Annotated in this window: 24 protein-coding genes and 1 pseudogene; 20 read left to right on the forward strand and 5 right to left on the reverse strand. The window is 64.9% G+C overall.

Annotation, left to right across the window (positions count from 1 at the left end):
- The first annotated feature begins 147 nt into the window (after positions 1-147).
- From API01S_RS08035 to API01S_RS08095, 13 genes and pseudogenes are all read left to right on the forward strand, one after another.
- Complete coding sequence (locus tag API01S_RS08035; protein WP_003098947.1) at positions 148-885, forward strand: DUF5983 family protein; 738 nt, start codon at positions 148-150, stop codon at positions 883-885.
- Positions 886-981: 96 nt separating this feature from the next.
- Positions 982-1260, forward strand: coding sequence for a hypothetical protein (locus API01S_RS08040; protein ID WP_003108989.1), 279 nt, complete (start codon positions 982-984; stop codon positions 1258-1260).
- A gap of 287 nt (positions 1261-1547) precedes the next feature.
- Entirely contained in the window at positions 1548-2360 is an 813-nt protein-coding gene (locus API01S_RS08045; RefSeq protein WP_006226009.1) for a hypothetical protein, read from the forward strand.
- A 141-nt stretch (positions 2361-2501) separates the two neighbouring features.
- A complete protein-coding gene (locus API01S_RS08050; RefSeq protein WP_006226010.1) occupies positions 2502-2855 on the forward strand; it encodes a DUF3085 domain-containing protein in 354 nt (117 codons plus the stop codon).
- 366 nt (positions 2856-3221) lie between these two features.
- A complete protein-coding gene (locus API01S_RS08055) occupies positions 3222-4151 on the forward strand; it encodes a DUF3577 domain-containing protein (RefSeq protein WP_006226011.1) in 930 nt (309 codons plus the stop codon).
- 58 nt (positions 4152-4209) lie between these two features.
- Positions 4210-4899, forward strand: coding sequence for a DUF3275 family protein (locus API01S_RS08060; protein WP_006226012.1), 690 nt, complete (start codon positions 4210-4212; stop codon positions 4897-4899).
- A 94-nt stretch (positions 4900-4993) separates the two neighbouring features.
- Positions 4994-5320, forward strand: a complete 327-nt coding sequence (locus API01S_RS08065; protein WP_006226013.1) for a hypothetical protein — start codon at positions 4994-4996, stop codon at positions 5318-5320.
- 102 nt (positions 5321-5422) lie between these two features.
- Complete coding sequence (locus API01S_RS08070) at positions 5423-5764, forward strand: hypothetical protein (protein ID WP_016852814.1); 342 nt, start codon at positions 5423-5425, stop codon at positions 5762-5764.
- 104 nt (positions 5765-5868) lie between these two features.
- Positions 5869-6519, forward strand: a complete 651-nt coding sequence (locus API01S_RS08075; protein ID WP_006226015.1) for a hypothetical protein — start codon at positions 5869-5871, stop codon at positions 6517-6519.
- A 40-nt stretch (positions 6520-6559) separates the two neighbouring features.
- Positions 6560-7693 carry a DUF6094 domain-containing protein gene (locus tag API01S_RS08080; RefSeq protein WP_254919932.1) on the forward strand — a complete coding sequence of 378 codons (1134 nt, stop codon included), beginning with the start codon at positions 6560-6562 and terminating at the stop codon, positions 7691-7693.
- Positions 7694-7743: 50 nt separating this feature from the next.
- Positions 7744-8064 (forward strand): hypothetical protein, encoded by a 321-nt coding sequence (locus tag API01S_RS08085; protein ID WP_003120017.1) that lies wholly within the window; start codon positions 7744-7746, stop codon positions 8062-8064.
- Between the two features lie 89 nt (positions 8065-8153).
- A pseudogene (locus tag API01S_RS08090) lies at positions 8154-8461 on the forward strand (hypothetical protein).
- Between the two features lie 136 nt (positions 8462-8597).
- Positions 8598-10877: a helicase-related protein gene (locus API01S_RS08095; protein WP_006226018.1), complete on the forward strand. Its 2280-nt coding sequence runs from the start codon at positions 8598-8600 to the stop codon at positions 10875-10877.
- 58 nt (positions 10878-10935) lie between these two features.
- Here the strand turns inward: API01S_RS08095 and arsH are convergent, their stop codons facing one another.
- From arsH to API01S_RS08120, 5 genes are read right to left on the reverse strand one after another with little or no spacing between them, the layout of a single operon-like run.
- Positions 10936-11658 (reverse strand): arsenical resistance protein ArsH, encoded by a 723-nt coding sequence (arsH, locus tag API01S_RS08100; protein ID WP_003120015.1) that lies wholly within the window; start codon positions 11656-11658, stop codon positions 10936-10938.
- Positions 11651-12073 (reverse strand): arsenate reductase (glutaredoxin), encoded by a 423-nt coding sequence (gene arsC, locus API01S_RS08105; protein ID WP_006217715.1) that lies wholly within the window; start codon positions 12071-12073, stop codon positions 11651-11653. Before arsC ends, arsH begins: the two co-directional genes overlap by 8 nt.
- Positions 12074-12089: 16 nt before the next feature.
- The gene (arsB, locus tag API01S_RS08110) at positions 12090-13166 is read right to left on the reverse strand and encodes an ACR3 family arsenite efflux transporter (protein ID WP_006226019.1); all 1077 of its coding nucleotides are present in this window, start codon (positions 13164-13166) and stop codon (positions 12090-12092) included.
- Between the two features lie 11 nt (positions 13167-13177).
- Positions 13178-13672, reverse strand: a complete 495-nt coding sequence (locus API01S_RS08115) for an arsenate reductase ArsC (protein ID WP_006226020.1) — start codon at positions 13670-13672, stop codon at positions 13178-13180.
- Positions 13673-13674: 2 nt separating this feature from the next.
- Entirely contained in the window at positions 13675-13995 is a 321-nt protein-coding gene (locus API01S_RS08120; RefSeq protein ID WP_003120011.1) for an ArsR/SmtB family transcription factor, read from the reverse strand.
- A gap of 168 nt (positions 13996-14163) precedes the next feature.
- On the opposite strand from API01S_RS08120, the gene pilL2 reads away from it, so the two are divergent.
- The 7 genes from pilL2 to API01S_RS08155 are packed head-to-tail and all read left to right on the forward strand — an operon-like array spanning position 14164 to position 20193.
- Positions 14164-14742: a PFGI-1 class ICE element type IV pilus protein PilL2 gene (pilL2, locus tag API01S_RS08125; protein ID WP_016852812.1), complete on the forward strand. Its 579-nt coding sequence runs from the start codon at positions 14164-14166 to the stop codon at positions 14740-14742.
- Complete coding sequence (locus tag API01S_RS08130; protein ID WP_003120009.1) at positions 14739-15383, forward strand: hypothetical protein; 645 nt, start codon at positions 14739-14741, stop codon at positions 15381-15383. The genes pilL2 and API01S_RS08130 overlap by 4 nt, the downstream gene beginning before the upstream one ends.
- A gap of 12 nt (positions 15384-15395) precedes the next feature.
- Entirely contained in the window at positions 15396-16121 is a 726-nt protein-coding gene (locus tag API01S_RS08135; RefSeq protein WP_003120008.1) for a TIGR03759 family integrating conjugative element protein, read from the forward strand.
- The gene (locus tag API01S_RS08140) at positions 16103-16705 is read left to right on the forward strand and encodes a transglycosylase SLT domain-containing protein (protein WP_006226021.1); all 603 of its coding nucleotides are present in this window, start codon (positions 16103-16105) and stop codon (positions 16703-16705) included. The genes API01S_RS08135 and API01S_RS08140 overlap by 19 nt, the downstream gene beginning before the upstream one ends.
- On the forward strand, positions 16702-17250 hold the full coding sequence (locus tag API01S_RS08145) for an integrating conjugative element protein (protein ID WP_006226022.1): 549 nt from the start codon (positions 16702-16704) through the stop codon (positions 17248-17250). Before API01S_RS08140 ends, API01S_RS08145 begins: the two co-directional genes overlap by 4 nt.
- Positions 17251-17254: 4 nt before the next feature.
- On the forward strand, positions 17255-19447 hold the full coding sequence (traD, locus tag API01S_RS08150) for a type IV conjugative transfer system coupling protein TraD (RefSeq protein ID WP_006226023.1): 2193 nt from the start codon (positions 17255-17257) through the stop codon (positions 19445-19447).
- A complete protein-coding gene (locus tag API01S_RS08155) occupies positions 19444-20193 on the forward strand; it encodes a TIGR03747 family integrating conjugative element membrane protein (protein ID WP_006226024.1) in 750 nt (249 codons plus the stop codon). The genes traD and API01S_RS08155 overlap by 4 nt, the downstream gene beginning before the upstream one ends.
- Positions 20194-20222: the final 29 nt, after the last annotated feature.

Below are 20222 nucleotides of genomic sequence, written 5' to 3' on the forward strand. Positions count from 1 at the left end.
TGTCCCTCGATTTTTCTTCCGTCAGCCTGCGCCGATTGGCCCAAAGCCCTCGATCAGTGCCGCCTGACGCTTTTTCCACTTTCAACCCACCGGGGTTCAATTCCCGGTGGCGGGAATTGGCTCCATTATTCAATCTGGAGAAATTCCATGACCCAGAATCCCAATCCCTTTGTACGCGGCTACTGGAATCTGAGAGTCGTCCGAACGCTGTGCATCTGCTACGGGGACGGAAGCCCGCATGTCTGGCGATCCATCCACACGAGCCAAGCGCATCTTTCCGACAACGACCTGATCTCATCGCCTTGCATCGTCACCAGCGACTTCGCGTTGATCAAAAGCGGCACTGACGCCATCAGCGACGAGCTGATTGCTGAATGTGATGCTGTTGAAGGCATCAACGGCGAAGGCGTGGTGGGCGCCGTGGTCTATGCCATCCATGGCGACGACCTCGACGGCCGCCCGGTCCATGTCGGTGATACCTATTCGGCCGAAGCCGCGCGAGACGTGGTGCAGCGGTTGAGTTTCGAGACCGGCTATTACAGCCGGTGCTGGGAAGTCAGCAGCGCGCACATCTGCCAGGAAACCGGCCAGTACCTCGCCAACCTGGCAGACCTCGCCACGCCGGAGGCTTTTCTGTTCATCGCCTTTCGGGTTCCGTACAGCCCGGCGATTGGCGTCAAGCTGATCTCCACGCCCTGGACAGACAAGAACCTGGAATATGCCGAGGGCATCAGTGCTGAGCAGCTTCGACAGGAGCACCGCGACAAGGGCATGCCTGACGACCTGGCGAACATCCTTGAACTGGCCGGCCAGGCAGATGTGCGCATCCTCATCCTCGATGCCGACGCACCCGCGCTACTGGGCTTGCCACTGGCCGAGACCTAGCAGACACGCGACGCGCAAGCCTTCCCCTTTATCCCCCATATGCCAGCCCGCCTCCCACCAGGAGCCGGGCTGGTTCAATTCCATAGGAGCAATCTCATGTTCCCCGATCTCATCTTGCCCACGCCCGACTTCGAGAATCAGCTTGGAGCCTGCGTCAACGCCATGAGCCAGGACGACGCCATCGGCCAGATCCTGGTGTTCGAGCGCATGAGCGGTACGCTGCACATGCGCCATATCGACAGCGCCGATCTGGTGGACACCGACATTGACGACTACGAAATGGTCGTATTCGACGGTGGCAACACAAGCGGCGACACGTGGAAGCACGTGTTCTTCCCGCGTCAGCGAGAACACTACTTCGTGTACGAAGCCTGACCCCCAAGCCCCTTTCGAGGGGCTTTTTCTCGCCCGCAGCGCTGGAAAGCGGGTGCGATGGGGTGCCGTTTCCTGCAAGCGGGCCGCTTACTCCCGGGCCATTCTTGCCCCATGTTCGTCGGCGTTGCCGACACATGCCCAGGCAGCCAAGACCTTCAAGGCTGCAAGCACGGGAAGCCGTGCTGGTCGATGTTTTCCACGGACGTACCGCGTCCATCCACACCACCCACAAGGGACCTCTCCCTTGCGGGCGGGGAATCCCTTGTTTCTTCCTCAAGGAGATTCCCATGGACCGTTCCCTCATCAAATCCATGATGCCTTCGCTAGTCGCAGGCCACGTGCCCCGCAACGTGCGGTCGTTCAAGTACCGCGTGTTCGACGATCAGCCGCAATCTTCGACATTGGGCTTCGCCGTCGACCCCCAGCCCTTCGACGGGAAGGTAGTCGCCATCACCGACGATGCCATCGTCGTCAAGCTCAAGCCGAGCGAGTTCGCTGTGCTCGATTCCAAGCTGGTGACCACCGTCCCCGACGAAGGCGCCAAGGTGCATGTCCAACCCTACGCACGGCGCCGTTTCGATGGGCTGCGGGCGGACACGCCGGAAGAGCGCACCGAGATGACGTCCGACGGCATTCCCTACACCGTCAAGACGCACATCCTCGGCTCCGCGCCGGCCAAGCTGCCCATTCCCGAGCCGCAGTGCATGGAGCTGGGTCAGCTCATCCAGCAGTTGGAGGAAATGCCGGCGCCCGATGGCTTCCGGCGCATCACCCACATGCTGGTCGATGCGGGTGCCCGGGATTTCACCTGGGTCGATCCGACGCCGTCCAAGATCATCGAGACGCCTCCGGCGATCAGCTTCACGGTCTCGACCGCGAAGTTCGAGGGCCGGGTGACGGTGCTGTACGACCGAGGCGGCGACACCTACGTGGTGGAGCTGCATCGCGACGGCGAATTGGTCGATCGGCATGACGAGGTGTATTTCGACATGCTCGGCGAAGTGCTGGAGCGACTCATCGACGACGGACGTTGGCGCCTGATCGATGTGAGCGTGATCGACGCCAAGGCTACCCGGCAGCGCCAGGCGGTGCCGGCATGACGCCGGAAACTGAATCCTGCCGGTTCTACGGCTGACCCGTGGGTCCCGCCACGAAGTTTCGCCCATGGGCCATGTGCCCACAGGCCCTCCATCCATGCGGATGGAGGGCCTTTTCTCTATTCCACATAGGAGATTTCAACCATGTCACTGCGATTCAAAGGCTCCGACCTGCGCCCCGTGCTGACCGAGGCCATCGCCAGCCAATGCCGCGTCATCCTGGTCAAGGACCAGGGCGTGTACTTCCTCGCCGAGCAGGGAGAGCGCCGCCCGGATGGGCGTGTGAAGCTGCTGGCCTATGCCGTCGGCTGCAACCCGGATACCGACCCGTTCGACGACTGGTGGGAACTGGCGCGCGCCGAACTGGGCGGCGACGACTTCGGGGAGTACTTCGACCCGAAGGACGGCGTATTCACGCGCATCCTGCACACCGAAGACGACCTGATGCTGTCGGCCACCGCCACACATCTGTCGCTGGAGGTGGTGCCTCCCGCATAGCGCGGCAACCGCCACTCGACTCTCGCAGCCCCCCACACCGGGGGCTTTCTTTTGCGCTGAGCCGGGCTGCGTGGACAAAGGGAAACGCGCGGATGCCAATTGATTGCTGTCGCGCGCGCGAGGCCCGGCCATGCTGACCCCATGCCTGCTGACGCTGTCAGCGACATGCCAGGCAACCATCGGTCTTCGAGGTTGCGGCGCAGTTTCCACTGCGTGACCGAGCCAGCTCGCACCGCATCCATCCGCGAGCGGCCACCAGTCCCTGGTGGCGGATGCTTTCGCCTTATCAACCCACCGCGGGGTTACGCACCTTTCCCCGCATGCGTGGGCTCGGTGTGTCTCCGCTTTTCCCTATGGAGATTCACCATGAACACCACTTCCAACGAGAAATCGTATTTCGACCTCCACACCTCGGGCATCGGCTACCTCCAGCGTGTCCGTGAGGTGCCCGTCAGGGGCGGCCGCCGTGCGCAGCCCTTCCTGGCCTGCACCATCGCCGCGCTGGTCGGCCCCGCCAGGGACCCGAGCTACCGCTACTTCGACGTCAAGGTCTCGGGTGCCGAGGCCAAGAAGCTCGTTCAGCGCTACATCGGCGTTGACGATTCCAAGCAGCGACCGCTGGTGCGCTTTCGCCTCGGCGACCTCTGGGGCGATGCCTACATCCGCGACAAGGGCGAACAGAAAGGCCAGGCCGCCGCATCCCTCAAGGCGCGACTGCTCAAGGCCGAGCTGATCGAGCGGGCCGAACTGGCTTCGATCGAGCAGCACGAGTTGATCACCCGTGGCATCGGCTACCTCAACCGTCCGAAGGACGTCACCCCCAAGGATGGTGACCCGTTCCTGTCGTGCTCCATCGCCGCGCTGGCCGGACCTGTCGATGAACCGGAATATCGGTACTTCGACACGATCGTCGCCACCCCTGAAGCCGAGCATCTGGTTCGCCGATGCGTGCAGGCCATCGAGGGGGATCGCAAGGTGCTGATCGCCTTTCGTCTGAACGACATGAAGATCGATCCGTACATCCGCACCAAGGGCGAGCACGCTGGGGAACCGGCCGCAAGCCTGGAATCGACGCTGGTCCACATCGGTCTGATCAAGATCGACGGCACCCAGGTCTATCCGACGAGCCAGGCGCATGCCGAGGCAGCGCCAGCGGAGGACGCACCCGCGTCCGAAGCCGCCAACGCCATCGACACTGCCGCCGACGCCGTTTCCTACCAATCTGCCGAGCCCGCCGAGCGCGAGCCCGAATGTGCAGTCGAGGAGCAGGAGCCGGCATTGGCTGCTTCGTTCTGATCCGGCACGGCCCCTCACGGGGCCTTGCCTTTTTCCTATTCGTCCAAGGAGAACCATCATGGCAGCCACATCGGCACCTACGAGATCAGCCCTACCCATCGTCGTCCCGGGCCAGCTCACGTTGCGGACCATCCGGGGCAAGAACGGCCCGTTCACGGTTGGGCGCCTTTCTACCCCCATCGGCGAGTTCGCGGTTAAAGACGCGGAGTTGGAGCAGTACCCCGAAGGAAAGTACGACGGGGATTTCGTCATTCGCTACATCTTCGCGAAGTCCTATCCGGTCGCGGGCGGCGCGCGGTTTGAAGTGCGCGCAAACCTCGACGGCATGACGCTCAACGGCATCGACAAACTGAGTCGTGATGAGGCCCGCAGCTTCGCCACCCAGGAAGTCGATCCACTCGATGAAGAGCTGGGGACGCAGCCTGCGGAAACGCCGGCCAAGCCCGCCAAGGCCTCCAGACCCGCCAAGCCCGCACCCGTGCAGGCCTCGGCGGACCCGCTGGTCGATACCACGCCCTTCGGTGTGGATGCACCGACGCCCGCTGCGGCGGCTGCCCCTGGCAGCACCGAAGAGGGCGACGTTGCTTTGTTCGGCTTGCTCTGGCCGCTGGGCGATTCCGTGAAATTGGATTCGACCATCGACCGCCGCGCCCTGCGCGCGCAGATCGCCCGCCTGGGCGATCTGGGCTACGCGCTGGACTTCAAAACGCAGGAGTGGAGCCGCCAGGCCGAACTGCAACCTGCGTGATCGCAGACACCGCATGCGCGGTGTTCTTCATCCACCCGCCGGGGCTCTTTCCCTATGCGGGGAGGCCCCCGGCTTTCTTCTGGAGGTCTCCATCATGTCCACCATCGATTGCGATACACCCCGTTCTTCGCTGGGTGAACCCGCGTGGCGAGCTGTTTGCAAGACAGCCGCCGAGCACGCCCAGCGTGGTTGTGGCCTGTCCTGGGACCACTGGGTCACGCTTTTCAGTTCGGAGATCGACGCGCAAGCCAGTCGATTGCCGGAAGAGCAACGCGCACAGGCGCTGCAGATCGCACAGGAATGGGGCTACGCCACACCGGCCGAAAGGCAGGAAACCCAGGACTGGAACGCCGAAAACGGCTACTGCTCGCACGGAATCGAACTGGGTTATTGCCCGTCCGGTTGCGATTCGGACTATTGAGGTCCGGCACACGTCATCGCCGCTTGCGCGGCTTTTCTCCACCCCTTGGGGCAGCACCTGCCTCAGGGGCGGTGCTGTTTCCGATTCACCGAGGACATCACCATGAGTCGGCACTACTTCGACACCGTTCACAAGGGCTTTCCCATCACCGTCGTACTGGGCTGGGACCGGCCGGCAAATTACTTCTTCCTATTCATCGAAAAGCCGGCCGAGCTGATCGACGATACCGCGAAGGTCGAGAGCGACGACTTCTTGTACAGCAACCTGCACGAGAGCGACCCGTTCAACCACTACCTGGACTACTACCGAGTGGTCCTGCGCCATTTCCACATCGACGTGCCCGAAAGCATGTTCACCGAAGTCCAACAGGACTGCGAGGGCAACATTGGCAACCGTGTAGTCAAGCATCAGGCCGACGGCTCGTTCACCGAACAGACGTTCTGAACGCCCAAGCGGATCGAACACCTTATCCGCATTCCTTCATCCCTAACGGGGCATTCGCTGCCCCTGCGGGCGGTGCTGCCCCTCATTTCATCGAGGACACCACCATGCACGCACACACTTCATCCACCACGCTGTTCCACATCGACGAATGCCCGGACGTTATGGCCGACGCTTGCGTCGGCGATGACCAGGGCAACCTGATCTTCCTGTCCATCTGGGCGCGCGACACCGCCGTCCAGCAGTTCCTTGCCCGCCTGACCCTCGGGCGCGACGAGCAGGGACTGGACCAGTTCCACATCATCACCGACGAGGGCGGCAGCGTCCCGGTGTTCATCGGCAACGTCGATCGTCTGGAGAAGCGCATCACGCGCGCTTACCGACGCACGCTGTTCGGTTCGCTGTCCAACGTGTGGCTGTTCGACCGGCGCTGCGTCAAGCCCGATAGGGCCAACGCCAGCGCATTGGCACTGCTGCCACGCGACAGCGCCCACCGGCTCGACCGCTTGTGGACGTTGGTGCGGGATACCTGCCCGTTACCGCTACTCGACCACTGGCGCGAGACCGTGCTGGAACTGCTGCAAAGCCGCGAGATGCTGGCCCGCCTTCCGTTCGCCCTCGGGCCGCTGGAAGGCCATCGGCTCGCCATCGACGTGCCGGCGCTGAGCTTGGCGCTGGGCTCCCTGATCCGCAGTGACGCGCTCACCGCCTATCCCTATCCGGCCAAGATTTGGACGCCGGAAGCGGTAGCGGCTTGACCCACCCTCGGAGGCACGCCTTGGCGTGCTTCCGTCATTCATCCCCGCCAACCAGGAGACTTCCATGGCTCTCATGTTCCCGCGGCTCGCCCGCAATTTCGCCAAAAATGGGTACTACCCGACCGACGAACCCACGCTCGAAAGAGCCCTCAACGCACTGATGCCCAGCGACGGGCCGATGTGCATCCTCGATCCCTGCGCCGGTGAAGGCGTGGCAATCGCCGAAGCCTCTCATGCCCTCGGGCGCGAACAGGCCAAGGCGTTCGCCGTCGAATTCGACGCCGAGCGGGCGCGCCATGCCCGCGGCCTGGTCGATCACTGCCTGCACGCGGACCTGATGGACACGATGATCTCCAAGCAGTCCTTCGGACTACTGTGGCTGAATCCACCGTATGGCGACCTGTCCAAGGACGTCAACGGCAACATCGGCTATCAGGGCCAGGGCCGTGCCCGCCTCGAAAAGCTGTTCTATCAGCGTTCGCTGTCGCTGTTGCAATACGGCGGCGTGCTGGTCTTCATCGTCCCCGGCTACGTGCTCGACGCGGAGCTGGTCGGCTGGTTGACGCGCCACTACACCGATCTGCGTATCTACCGAGCGGTGGAAACGCAGTTCAAGCAGGTGGTGATCTTCGGCCGCCGGGTCCGTCAGCGGGAGCTGGCACCCGATGGCGTCAAGGCCGTGCGCAATCTGCTGCTGCAGGTTGGGCTTGGCGAAGTCGAAGCCGAGGAACTGCCGAGCGAATGGCCGTTCCTGCCGTACATCGTCCCCGCCAGTCCGGCCGAGCCGGAGCATTTCTTCCGCGTGACGATGGAGCCCGAACAGTTCGCCGACGAGGTTGGCCGGCTGCAAGGCCTTTGGCCGTCGCTGGACACGCACTTGGGGACCGCGCAGCAGTCGCTGCGTCCACCGGCGCGGGCCTTGTCCCACTGGCATCTCGCCCTGGCTCTGGCCGCGGGCGCGATCTCCGGCGTCGTGCGCTCCCAGACGGGGCGCGTGCTCGTCGTCAAAGGTGACACCCACAAGGACAAGACGCTCCAGCGGGAATTCACCGAACGCGAAGACGGCTCCATCGCCGAGACACGCATCCTCACCGACAAGTTCGTGCCTGTCATCCGCGCGTGGGACATGACGCCTGGCTCCCCGACACGGGGCGAGGTGTTGACCATTCGCTGATCCACCGGACGCGCTGCCGTCCTGCTGTACCAACTCGAAGGAGAAACACCATGATCCCCAATCCGTTCAAGCGGCCTGCGCCGCACAAGCAACCGTTGTTCACACCGAGTACGTTGAAGTTGAGCGAGAAGGTGCATTGGCTGGCCCGGCGAGGCCTGATTGACCCCTTGGCCTATGTCCAGCGCCATGTGCGCGGGGACTGGGGCGAGATCGATGAGGCCACCCGCCAAGCGAACGACGTGGCGATCCAACAGGACAACCTGATGATTTCGCAGTTCAGGATCACGCCGGACCTGGCGCTGATCGTCAAGACCAGCGAAGACCACCAGACCACGGTGGTCCAGCTTCCCGAAGAGCGGGACCTGATCTGAGGCCCCACATCGTCATCTTCATCCACCTGACGGAGCCACTTCACTCCGGCAGGGGTGTCGTGGCCCAATGAACCATCAAGGAGGAGCCCATGGCATCGCATCGTATCGAAACCTACTGCCACAGGCTGACGTTCCCCATTGGGGCGCTCATCTTCAGCAGAGGTATCAACCGCCTGTTCAACGCGGGTCGCCTGGACCCGATTCCGTACTTCAGACGGCACGCCCGCGGCGACTGGGGCGACGTCACCGCCCAGCAATGGGGGAGGCCAACAGCTCTGCGCTTCAATCAGGCGCGCCGCTGGAATCGCACTACGTGATCCACCCGGGACTCGCCATTCGCATCATCACCGATACGGGGCGCAGCATCACCGCCATCGTGCTGCCGTCCGAGGACTGAGCACGGTTCACCCGCGGGCCACCCAGGCCAGCATCTTCAACCACCTTCGGCCACGCGCCGATTCTCCTCCCACCACGGGGCATGCCATTGCCCCGCTGGGGGTGGTGCATGCCCCATTTTTCTTTGGAGCATCACCATGTCCCTCGATCTCGAAACCACTGCCGCTGAAGCCACGCCCGTGCAGGGCGAACTGCTGGACGCGGAATCCAACCCTCTGACCCTGAGCCTTCAGGATTTCGTCGGCGAGTTCGGCGACGAACTGCTCGACGCCCTCAACAGCGCCAACCCGCCGGTCTATACCGGCCAACCGCAGGCGCACCGGCAACTCGTCGTCGCCAGCCTCAAGCGCAAGCTGTTCCCAGCACAGGCCGAAGTCGTCCACGCCGCCGCCGAGCTGCTGATCGACCGTGGCGAACGCGCCGCGATCGTCAATGGCGAGATGGGCTGCGGTAAGACGACCGTCGGCATCGCCGCGGCCGCCGTGCTCAACGCCGAAGGCTACCGCCGCACTCTGGTCCTGTCGCCACCGCACCTGGTTTACAAGTGGCGGCGGGAGATCCAGGAGACGGTGGCCGGCGCCAAGGTATGGGTGCTCAATGGGCCGGATACGCTCGTCAAACTCATCAAGCTGCGTGAGCAGTTGGGTGTGCAGCCCACGGGCCAGGAGTTCTTCGTCCTGGGGCGCGTCAGGATGCGGATGGGTTTCCACTGGAAGCCTGTCTTCACCACGCGACGCACCCGCCACGGCGACGTGGCGGCTTGCCCGGACTGCGGCACGGTTATCACCGACCTCGACGGCGAGCCGGTCAACCCGGTCGCTCTCCAAGCCGATGAGTACCGCAGGAAGTGCAGCCATTGCGCCGCGCCCCTGTGGACGCTGATCCGCCCGCGCAGCCTGTCCGGCAGCGATCAATCCTCGGCCGTGCTCAAAGCCTTGAAGCGCATTCCGACGATCGGGGAAGTCACCGCGCAGAAGCTGATGCAGAAGTTCGGGGACGGGTTCCTGGCATCGATGCTCGGCGACAACATCCACGAGTTCATCAACTTGATGGACGGCAACGGCGAGCTGGTGTTTTCTGACCGTCAGGCCACGCGCATGGAACGTGCGATGGCCAACATGGAGTTCGGCTTCGGCGAGGGCGGCTACCAACCGTCCGAGTTCATCAAGAGGTACCTGCCGCAAGGCACGTTCGACCTGCTGATCGCCGACGAGGCCCATGAGTACAAGAACGGCGGCAGTGCCCAAGGCCAGGCCATGGGCGTGCTGGCGGCGAAGGCTCGCAAGACCTTGCTGCTGACTGGCACGCTGATGGGCGGCTATGGGGACGACCTGTTCTATCTGCTGTTCCGAGCCCTGCCTGGGCGGATGATCGAAGACGGCTACCGCCCGACCACGAGCGGCAGCATGACCTCGGCTGCGATGGCGTTCATGCGCGATCACGGGGTCTTGAAAGACATCTACTCCGAGAGCACCGGCACGGCGCACAAGACGGCCAAGGGCACCAAGGTATCGGTGCGCACGGTCAAGGCCCCGGGCTTCGGCCCCAAGGGCGTCTTGCGCTGCATCCTGCCGTTCACGATCTTCCTCAAGCTCAAGGACATCGGCGGCAACGTCCTGCCGCCTTATGACGAGGAGTTCCGTGAAGTCGCGATGGACACGGCACAAGCCGCGGCCTACCGCGATCTGGCGGGTCGGCTGACCGCCGAGCTGAAACAGGCTCTGGCGCGACGCGATACGACCTTGCTGGGCGTGGTTCTCAACGTGCTGCTGGCCTGGCCGGATTGCTGCTTCCGGTCGGAGACCGTGGTGCATCCGCGCACGCGCAACACCTTGGCGTTCGTCCCGGCTCAGTTCAACGAGTTCGAGGTGACACCGAAAGAGCGCGAGCTGATCGACATCTGCAAAGAGGAGAAGGCACAGGGTCGCAAGGTCCTGGCCTACACGGTCTATACCGGCACGCGCGACACCACGTCGCGCCTGAAGGTGCTGCTGGAGCAGGAGGGCTTCAAAGTGGCGGTGCTGCGCGCGAGCGTGGACGCCAGCCGCCGCGAAGACTGGATCGCCGAGCAACTGGACCGTGGCATCGACGTGCTCATCACTAACCCCGAGCTGGTCAAGACGGGGCTGGACCTGTTGGAGTTCCCGACGATCGTGTTCATGCAGTCGGGCTACAACGTGTACTCGCTCCAGCAGGCGGCACGCCGCTCCTGGCGCATCGGGCAAAAGCAGCCCGTGCGCGTGATCTACCTTGGCTATGCCGGTTCTTCGCAGATGACCTGCCTGGAGCTGATGGCCAAGAAGATCATGGTCTCGCAGTCCACCTCGGGCGACGTGCCTGAATCCGGGCTCGATGTTCTGAACCAGGATGGTGATTCCGTCGAGGTCGCACTGGCCCGGCAATTGGTCGCCGCCTGAACTTCACACAATGCCGACGACCGAGAGGTCGTCGGCTTTTTTTCAGTGCCTTGCATCGTCAAATTGCACCTTGCCGTACACGCTTGGACAGTGATTCAGCGCCCTCTTTGCGCTCGCTGTACCGATCCACCAGATACGGGACCGCGTCGCGCGTGAGCAGCGTGAACTTCATCAGTTCTTCCATCACGTCCACGATGCGGTCGTAATAGGCCGAGGGCTTCATGCGCCCGACCTCGTCGAACTCCTGGTATGCCTTGGCGACCGAGGACTGGTTCGGGATGGTCAGCATCCGCATCCAGCGGCCGAGCACGCGCATCTGGTTGACCGCGTTGAAGGACTGCGAGCCGCCCGACACCTGCATCACCGCCAGCGTCTTGCCCTGGGTCGGGCGCACCGCGCCGACCGACAGCGGAATCCAGTCGATCTGCGTCTTCATCAGGCCGGTCATCGCGCCGTGGCGCTCCGGCGAACTCCACACCATGCCTTCGGCCCATTGCACCAGTTCGTGCAGTTCCTTGACCTTGGGGTGATCAGCGGGTGCATCGTCCACCAGCGGCAGGCCGGACGGATTGAACAATCGGGTTTCACCGCCCAGCGCCCGCAGGATGCGGGCGGCTTCTTCGGCTGCGAGGCGGCTGAACGAGCGTTCGCGCAGCGAGCCGTAGAGCAGCAGGAAGCGCGGCGCGTGGGTGGTCCGTGCCGGCGCGAACAGGTGTTCGGCGTCTGGTTGCTGGAACAGCGCCGCGTCGATGTTTGGCAGGTCGAGGCGGGCTTCAGACACGACGGCCTTTCTCATCAACCAGCGGCTCGCCGTCTTCCTTGTTGAACGCGCCGCGCTGCGGTTGCGGCAGAAGGTCGAGCACGGCTTCCGATGGCCGGCACAGGCGCACACCCAGCGGCGTGACCACGATCGGCCGGTTGATGAGAATGGGATGCTGGAGCATGAAACCGATCAGGTCGTCGTCGCTCCACTTCGGGTTGCCCAGGTCGAGTTCGGCATAGGGCGTACCTTTCTCGCGCAGTATGTCCCGCACCGGCACGCCCATCGCCGCGATCAGCGCCTGGAGCGTGTCGCGGCCGGGCGGCGTCTTCAGGTACTCGATGATGGTCGGTTCCTCGCCGCTGTTGCGGATCAGGCCCAGCACGTTGCGCGATGTGCCGCAGGCTGGGTTGTGGTAGATCGTGATGGTGCTCATGGATGCCTCTTGGAGATTACGAAGTGGTCGCGCGGCGTTCGTACCAGCCGCGTGAGCGGTTGACCACCCGCACCACCAGCAGCATGACCGGCACCTCGATGAGCACGCCGACCACTGTTGCGAGTGCCGCACCGGAATGGAAGCCGAATAGGCTGATGGCGGCGGCCACGGCCAGCTCGAAGAAGTTGCTGGCACCAATCAACGCGGATGGCCCAGCGACGCAGTGCTTTTCGCCCGCCTGGCGGTTGAGCCAGTACGCCAGCCCGGAATTGAAGAACACCTGGATCAGGATCGGCACCGCGAGCATGGCGATCACCAGCGGCTGCCGGATGATGGCCTCGCCTTGGAAGGCGAACAGCAGCACCAGCGTCAGCAACAGCGCGGCGATGGACAACGGGCCGATGCGTTCCAGTGCCCTGTCGAACGCGGCCTGTCCCTTGCGCAGCAGCGCCCGGCGCCAAAGCTGGGCCAGGATGACCGGAATGACGATGTACAAACCCACCGACACCAGCAAGGTGTCCCAAGGCACCGTGATCGAGGACAGGCCCAGCAGCAGGCCGACGATGGGTGCGAAGGCGAGCACCATGATGGTGTCGTTCAAGGCCACTTGCGACAGCGTAAATGCCGGATCGCCGCCAGTCAGTCGGCTCCAAACGAAAACCATTGCGGTGCACGGTGCGGCAGCCAGCAGGATCAGGCCGGCGATGTAGCTGTCGAGTTGGTCGGCGGGCAGCCAATCAGCAAAAGCGTGGCGGATGAAGATCCACGCCAGAAGTGCCATTGAGAACGGCTTGACGGCCCAATTGATGAACAGCGTGATCCCCATGCCTCGCCAATGCTGGCGCACCTGGCCGAGCGCGGCGAAGTCCACCTTCAGCAGCATAGGGATGATCATCACCCAGATCAGCAAGCCCACCGGCAGGTTGACTTGAGCGATCTCCATGCGGCCGATGGCCTGGAATGCGGCGGGCGCGAACTGGCCCAGAGCGATACCCGCGATGATGCACACCGCCACCCATAGCGTCAGGTAACGCTCAAAGCCGCTCATGGCGGAGTTTGCTGGCGCGGGGCCGGCGGTATCGGTTGCGCTCATCGGTTCAGGCCTCACTGGCGGCCGATGTCGCGCAGTTCGCGCTGCAACGACATGGCATCTAGACTCTTGATCGGCAGCGACAGGAACAACTCGATGCGTCGGCGCAGCGTCATGGCGGTATCGAAGAACGCCTTGCTTTGTCGTTCCAAGGAGCCTTCCACGGCAGCCGGGTCAGGCACGCCCCAATGCGCCGACACCGGCTTGCCCGGCCATAGAGGACAAGCCTCGCCGGCTGCGTTGTCGCAGACGGTGAAGATGAAATCGAACACCGGCGCATCGGGCTTCACGAACTCGTCCCAGCTCTTGCTGCGGTAGCCCGTTGTCGGAAGGTGCAGCCGCTCCAGCGTGGCGAGCGCCAGCGGGTGAACTTCGCCTTTCGGATGGCTACCTGCCGACCAGGCGTGAAACCGCCCCTGGCCCATGTCGTTGAGGATGCCTTCGGCGAGGATGGAGCGGGCCGAATTGCCCGTACAGATGAACAAGGCGTTGTAAGTGGTATCGGTCATGGTCAGCAGCAGGTCTTGGATGGAGAAACCTCGCATACGCCACCTTGGCAGCAATGCTCGGTCAGGTAGCCGATGAGGCCGTTCATGTGGCCGTACTCGGCCCGATAGATCAGGTTGCGACCCTGCTGCTCGATGGTGACGAGGCCGGCATGGGCCAGCTCCTTCAAGTGGAAGGACAAGGTGTTGCGGGCCACGTCGAGCTGGTCGGCTAGCGTGCTTGGCGTCAGTCCGCCCGGGCCAGCAACGACCAAGGCGCGGAACACGCGCAGGCGCTGGGTGTGAGCCAGGGCGTTTAAGGCGGAAATGGCTTGATCTTCTTGCATGGTTCGATAATACAACAATTATTGAATCAATGTGCAAACCACAGTTGGGTTTGCGGGTTGCGCTATGTGTTGGACTGCAAAAGCGGGTAGCTCCCAGTTCGCATTCCTGACTGACCGCGCCGCCGCGCGCGGCCAAGGTATCGGCATCGCAACAGAAGAGCCGATGCCATGCCCGCAATCCATGTATCCCGGCACTTGGTCGGCGCCGGCCTCCTGGCCGCAGCCCTGCCCAGTGGCTGCGCGACCACCACGGCGCCGCTCGCACCCGATGCCATCGAGGAAGTCTCGGCCGCGCCCGAACCCGAGGCGCCCGAGTACATCCCGGTCGTGCGCTACGGCCGCTACACGCTGGTCGAGTTGGCACCCACGGCAGCGCAGCGCGACCTGCTGTTGCAGACCATCGACGTGTCCATGCCCGAGGATGCCCGCGCCACGGTCGGCGACGGGATGCGGCATGTGCTCAAGCGCAGCGGCTACGGCCTTTGCGAGACCGCGCATGCCGTGATCGAACTGTACGCGCTGCCGCTGCCGGCGGCACATCTGCATCTCGGCCCCATGACCTTGCGCCATGCGCTGCTCACGCTGGCTGGGCCGTCCTGGGAACTGCACGCGGATGACCGCGCACGGCAAATCTGCTTCGATCGGCCCGGCGACCGTGCAGTCGCCGAGTCCCCATCCGGGCCACTCGCCACCGAGACGGTGCAGACGTTCCCGCTGGCGCCTGCGGTTTCGGGAGGCCAGCCATGAATGCCTCGCATCCCGCCCAACGCTCAACCGCGGCGGTTGTCATACAGAGCCTGTTCTGGCTTTGGCTGATCGGCCTCAGTGTCATCGTGGCGCTGGGCTACCTGGCGATGCGCGATCAAACCGACCAGGATCGGCTGGATTCCCGCCTGCAGCGCCTGGAAGCGCAGGCGACTGGCCTGGCCGAGACCATCGAGGCCATCCAGCAGCGCCCAGCCGTCGCAACGGCCGCTGACCTCAAGGACACCCGCCAAGTCCTGGAAGCACGCGCTGCCCAGGTCGAGAAGTCGCTGAGCGGCTATGCCGCCGCTGATGACCTTCAGGCGCTACGCGCCGAAATCGAGCAGATCAAGACGCGCCAGACCGCCGCGCGTGCCGCAGCCCCCGCCCAGCCGCGCGCATCACGCCCGGCCGCCGCCTCCAAGGCCGAACCGCCGCCGCTGCCGTTCCGCGTCGTCGGCGCCGAACTGCGCGCTGGCCAGCGCAGCGTGTCCGTCGCGCCGAGCACCGGGGACTTCATGCCCGCCCAACTTCAGGTGCTGCTGCCCGGGGATGCGGTCGGCCCGTGGCGCCTGCAGGCGATCGAGGGCAACACCGCAGTGTTCCAGGCCGGCAACCAGACCCGCCGTGTGGCGATTCCCTGACCGGAGCACCCCATGAAGCCGTCGATCCTCCTTTCCGCGCTCGTGTTGGCGTCGGTGCAGTGGCCCATCTGGGCGCAGCAGCCCGCAACGGCCCCGGCGCGCAATGCGCAAAGCCAGGAGCGCCCGCTGGCCGCCCGCGTGCTGGACGATCGGGCGGCCAGTGAATGGGGCCTGCAACCGCAGGAGTGGACTCGCTATCGCGAGCTGATGGACGGGCCGCTGGGCATCTACTCGCCCAACCTGGACCCGCTGTCCGCCCTGGGCATCGAGGCACGCACTGACGAAGAGCGGCGGCGCTACGCAGAGCTGCAGGTGCAGGTCGAAGCGCGCCGCGTCGAGAAGCTGCTCGCCTACCAGCGCGCCTACGACGAAGCCTGGCAGCGCCTGAACCCCGGCATGCAGCGCGTGAACCTGCCCGACGACAAGCCCGGCGCCGGTCCCGTGCGTGGTAGAGGCCGCACCGCGGTGTTCGTCAAGGATGGCTGCGCTGCCTGCGGGCAGCTCGTACAGCGTCTGCAATCCTCAGGCGCCGATTTCGACCTGTACATGGTCGGAAGCCGCCAGGACGACGCGCGCATCCGCGACTGGGCCAAGCGCGCGCAGATCGACCCGGCGCGCGTGCGCGCCGGCAGCATCACGCTCAACCACGATGGCGGCCGCTGGCTGTCGCTGGGCCTGCCCGGTGATTTGCCCGCAGCCGTGCGCGAGGTGAACGGCCAATGGCAGCGCCAGCCGTAGCTGCCCCCGTATCGCAGTTCTTGCGCGCACTGGTGCTCTCTGCAGGCGTGTATGCCAGCACCCCCCATGCCCAGGAGGTGCCGCCACCGGCCTACCAGCTTGCCGCCCAGCGCGCGGGCATCCCTTCGACGGTGCTCTACGCCGTGGCCTTGCAGGAGAGCGGCATCCGGCGCAACGGGCGCATCGTCCCATGGCCGTGGTCCCTCAACGTCGCCGGCCAATCGCGCCGCTTCGCCACGCGCGCCGACGCCTGCGCTGGCCTGCAGCAGGCGATGCGCGCCACGCCGCACACGCGCATCGACGCGGGCCTGGGCCAGATCAACCTTGGCTACCACAAGCACCGCTTCACCGGCGCGTGCGATCTGCTGGACCCGTACCGCAACCTCGCCGTTGCCGCCGAGATCCTGAAGGAGCAGCACACCCCCGGCGAGGACTGGCTGCTGGCGATCGGCCGCTACCACCGCCCCGCTGGCGGCGAGCCCGCCGTCCGCTATCGGCGCAGCGTGTCCCGCCACCTTGCCCGCGTGCAGGGCACGCGCCCAACCGCCGCGGTCTTCGCCGCGCGCCAGGAGACCTCCCCATGACGAAACCCCATCCGGTCCAACTCGCGCTCACGGGCCTGCTCATGCTGCTGTCAGGCCTGCCGCTGGCCTCGCGTGCTGGCGAGCCGCTGATCGTGGTCGAGGACCGTGGCGGCACGTCGGCATTGCCGTACTACGAAGCCCTGAACCTCCAGCCGCGCGCCAACGCGCCGGCCCGCCCCCCCATCCCGACGCCCCGGGTTCCCGCCACGCCAGCGGACGAAGCCGCGATGCTGCCGGTGCGCAGCAGCAAGCTCACGCCCGGTACCGTCGCGCGGCGCGTGATCGAAGCGCCCGGCCTGCGGCCGTTCGCGGTCATCGGCGACGACGAGGCTTCCCGGGTCTGGTTGCAGCGCCGCGCCGCCGCTTTGCGTGAACGCGGCGCGGTCGGCCTGGTGGTCAACGTCGAGACCGCGCAGAGCCTGGCACGGCTGCGCGCTCTGGTGCCTGGCGTACCGCTCGCGCCCGTGGCCGGCGACGACCTGGCCGATCGCCTGGGCCTGCGGCACTACCCGGCGCTGATCACGGCCACCGGCATCGAGCAATGAAGCCATGTCAGGCAAACAGCCGGTCGAGGTTCTGCTACGCCCAGCGGTGGAGCTATACACCGTCGCGGCGTGTGCAGGCGCCGCGTTTCTGTGCCTGGTGGCCCCATGGTCGCTCGCGCTGAGCCCGGCCATGGGCATCGGCAGCGCCTTGGCGTTCGGCGCCTACGGCGCGATCCGCTACCGCGATGCCCGCATCATCCTGCGCTACCGGCGCAACATCCGCCGTCTGCCGCGTTACGTGATGACCAGCAAGGACGTGCCGGTCAGCCAGCAGCGCCTATTCGTGGGGCGCGGCTTTCTCTGGGAGCAGAAGCACACGCATCGGCTGATGCAGACGTACCGGCCCGAGTTCCGCCGCTACGTCGAGCCGACGCCGGCCTACCGGCTGGCCAGGCGCCTGGAGGAACGGCTGGAGTTCGCGCCATTGCCGCTCTCTCGCCTGCCGAAGCTCACCGGCTGGGACGTGCCTTTCAACCCCGTGCGCCCGTTGCCGCCTGTCGGCGGCCTGCCAAGGCTGCACGGCATCGAGCCCGACGAAGTGGACGTCAGCCTGCCGCTGGGCGAGCGCGTCGGGCACTCGCTGGTGCTGGGCACCACGCGGGTGGGCAAGACGCGCCTGGCCGAATTGTTCGTCACGCAGGACATCCGCCGCAGGAATGCTGCCGGCGAGCATGAGGTCGTCATCGTCATCGACCCCAAGGGGGATGCCGATCTCTTGAAACGGATGTACGTCGAAGCCCAGCGCGCTGGCCGCGAAGGCGAGTTCTACATCTTCCACTTGGGCTGGCCGGAAATCAGCGCCCGCTACAACGCCGTGGGCCGCTTCGGTCGGATCTCGGAAGTGGCGACACGCATCGCGGGGCAGCTCTCCGGCGAAGGCAACAGCGCGGCGTTCCGCGAGTTCGCATGGCGCTTCGTGAACATCATCGCCCGCGCCCTGGTGGAACTGGGGCAGCGCCCGGACTACATGCTGATCCAGCGCCACGTCATCAACATCGACGCGCTGTTCATTGAGTACGCCCAGCACTACTTTGCCAAGACGGAGCCCAAGGCCTGGGAGGTGATCGTCCAGATCGAGGCCAAGCTCAACGAGAAGAACATCCCAAGGAACATGATCGGGCGCGAGAAGCGTGTGGTGGCGCTGGAGCAATACCTCTCCCAGGCGCGCAACTACGACCCTGTGCTCGATGGCCTGCGCTCGGCGGTGCGCTACGACAAGACCTACTTCGACAAGATCGTTGCATCGCTGCTGCCGCTGCTGGAAAAGCTCACGAGCGGCAAGATCGCCCATCTCCTGGCGCCGAACTACTCCGACCTGGCCGACCCGCGCCCGATCTTCGACTGGATGCAGGTCATCCGAAAGCGGGCCATCGTCTATGTGGGTCTGGATGCGTTGTCTGACGCCGAGGTCGCCGCAGCGGTCGGCAATTCGATGTTCTCTGACCTGGTTTCGGTGGCCGGACACATCTACAAGCACGGAATCGACGATGGCCTGCCGGGCGCATCGGCTGGTGCGCGCGTGCCGATCAACGTGCATGCGGACGAGTTCAATGAATTGATGGGTGACGAGTTCATTCCGCTCATCAACAAGGGCGGTGGCGCGGGCCTACAAGTCACCGCCTACACGCAAACGCTTTCGGACATCGAGGCCCGCATCGGAAATCGCGCGAAGGCCGGCCAAGTGATCGGGAATTTCAACAATTTATTCATGTTGCGCGTGCGCGAGACGGCCACCGCGGAACTGCTGACGAGGCAGTTGCCGAAGGTCGAGGTCTATACGACCACCATCGTCTCGGGCGCGACGGACAGCTCAGACATCCGCGGCGCGACGGACTTCACGTCGAACACCCAGGACCGCATCAGCATGTCCAGCGTGCCGATGATCGAGCCGTCACACGTCGTCGGTCTGCCCAAGGGCCAGTGCTTCGCGCTGCTGCAGGGCGGCCAGCTTTGGAAGGTACGCATGCCGCTGCCGGCGCCGGACCCGGATGAAGTGATGCCGGCGGACCTGCAGCAACTGGCCGGGTACATGCGCCAGAGCTACAGCGAGGCCACGCAGTGGTGGGAGTTCACCAGCTCGCCGGCCTTGCAGGATGCGGCCTTGCCCGACGACCTGCTGGACGATGCCGCTGCGGCCGAGCCCGGCGCGGTGGCCACTGGCGCCGACGATGGCTCGGGCAACGAGGCCGTGCCATGAAGGATGCCACCTCGACCGCGCAGCGGGAGCAGAACCAACGCCAAGGCTTGATCGTCGGCACCATCACCTTACCGTTCCGGCTGCTCGGGGTGCTCATTGGCTCGCTGCTGTTCTCGATCGTGGTGGAGTGCGTCGGCATGCACCTGTTCTGGAAGGACCAGGGCTGGCGCCACTCCCAGCAGATGCTGCAGTACGAACTCGGGCACCTGTCCAACCACTTCACGCGCAGCGTGGTGGTGCAGGAGCCCGGGCGCACGGCGCACGAGCTGGTGGATACCGGGTACGAGTGGGTGTTCGTGCGCTCGGGGTTGCTGGAGCGCATGAGCCAGACCGCCGAGCGCGTCCGCGCGCCCAGCCACGGGCAGAGCCGCAACTTCCGCTACTACATCAGCCAGGTCTATGTCTGGGCCGAAAGCTACCTGATCGCTGCGGCCTTCACGACGCTCACCTTCCTGGTGCGCCTGCTGGTCCTGGTGCTCACGCTGCCGCTGATCCTCACGGCGGCATTCGTCGGCCTGATTGACGGCCTGGTGCGACGGGATGTGCGCCGGTTCGGCGCGGGCCGCGAATCCGGCTTCATCTACCACCGCGCGAAGGCCAGCCTGATGCCGTTGGCCGTGCTGCCTTGGGTCACCTATCTCGCTCTGCCCATATCGGTGCATCCTCTGGTCATCCTGCTGCCCAGCGCGGCGATGCTGGGGATGGCAGTCAGCCTGACCGCAGGCAGCTTCAAGAAGTACTTATGAGGTGACACGGGCGGCACTGCTCTGCAAAG

This window comes from Achromobacter piechaudii NBRC 102461, assembly GCF_001571245.1.
In the GTDB taxonomy this organism is placed as follows: Bacteria; Pseudomonadota; Gammaproteobacteria; order Burkholderiales; family Burkholderiaceae_B; genus Achromobacter; species Achromobacter piechaudii.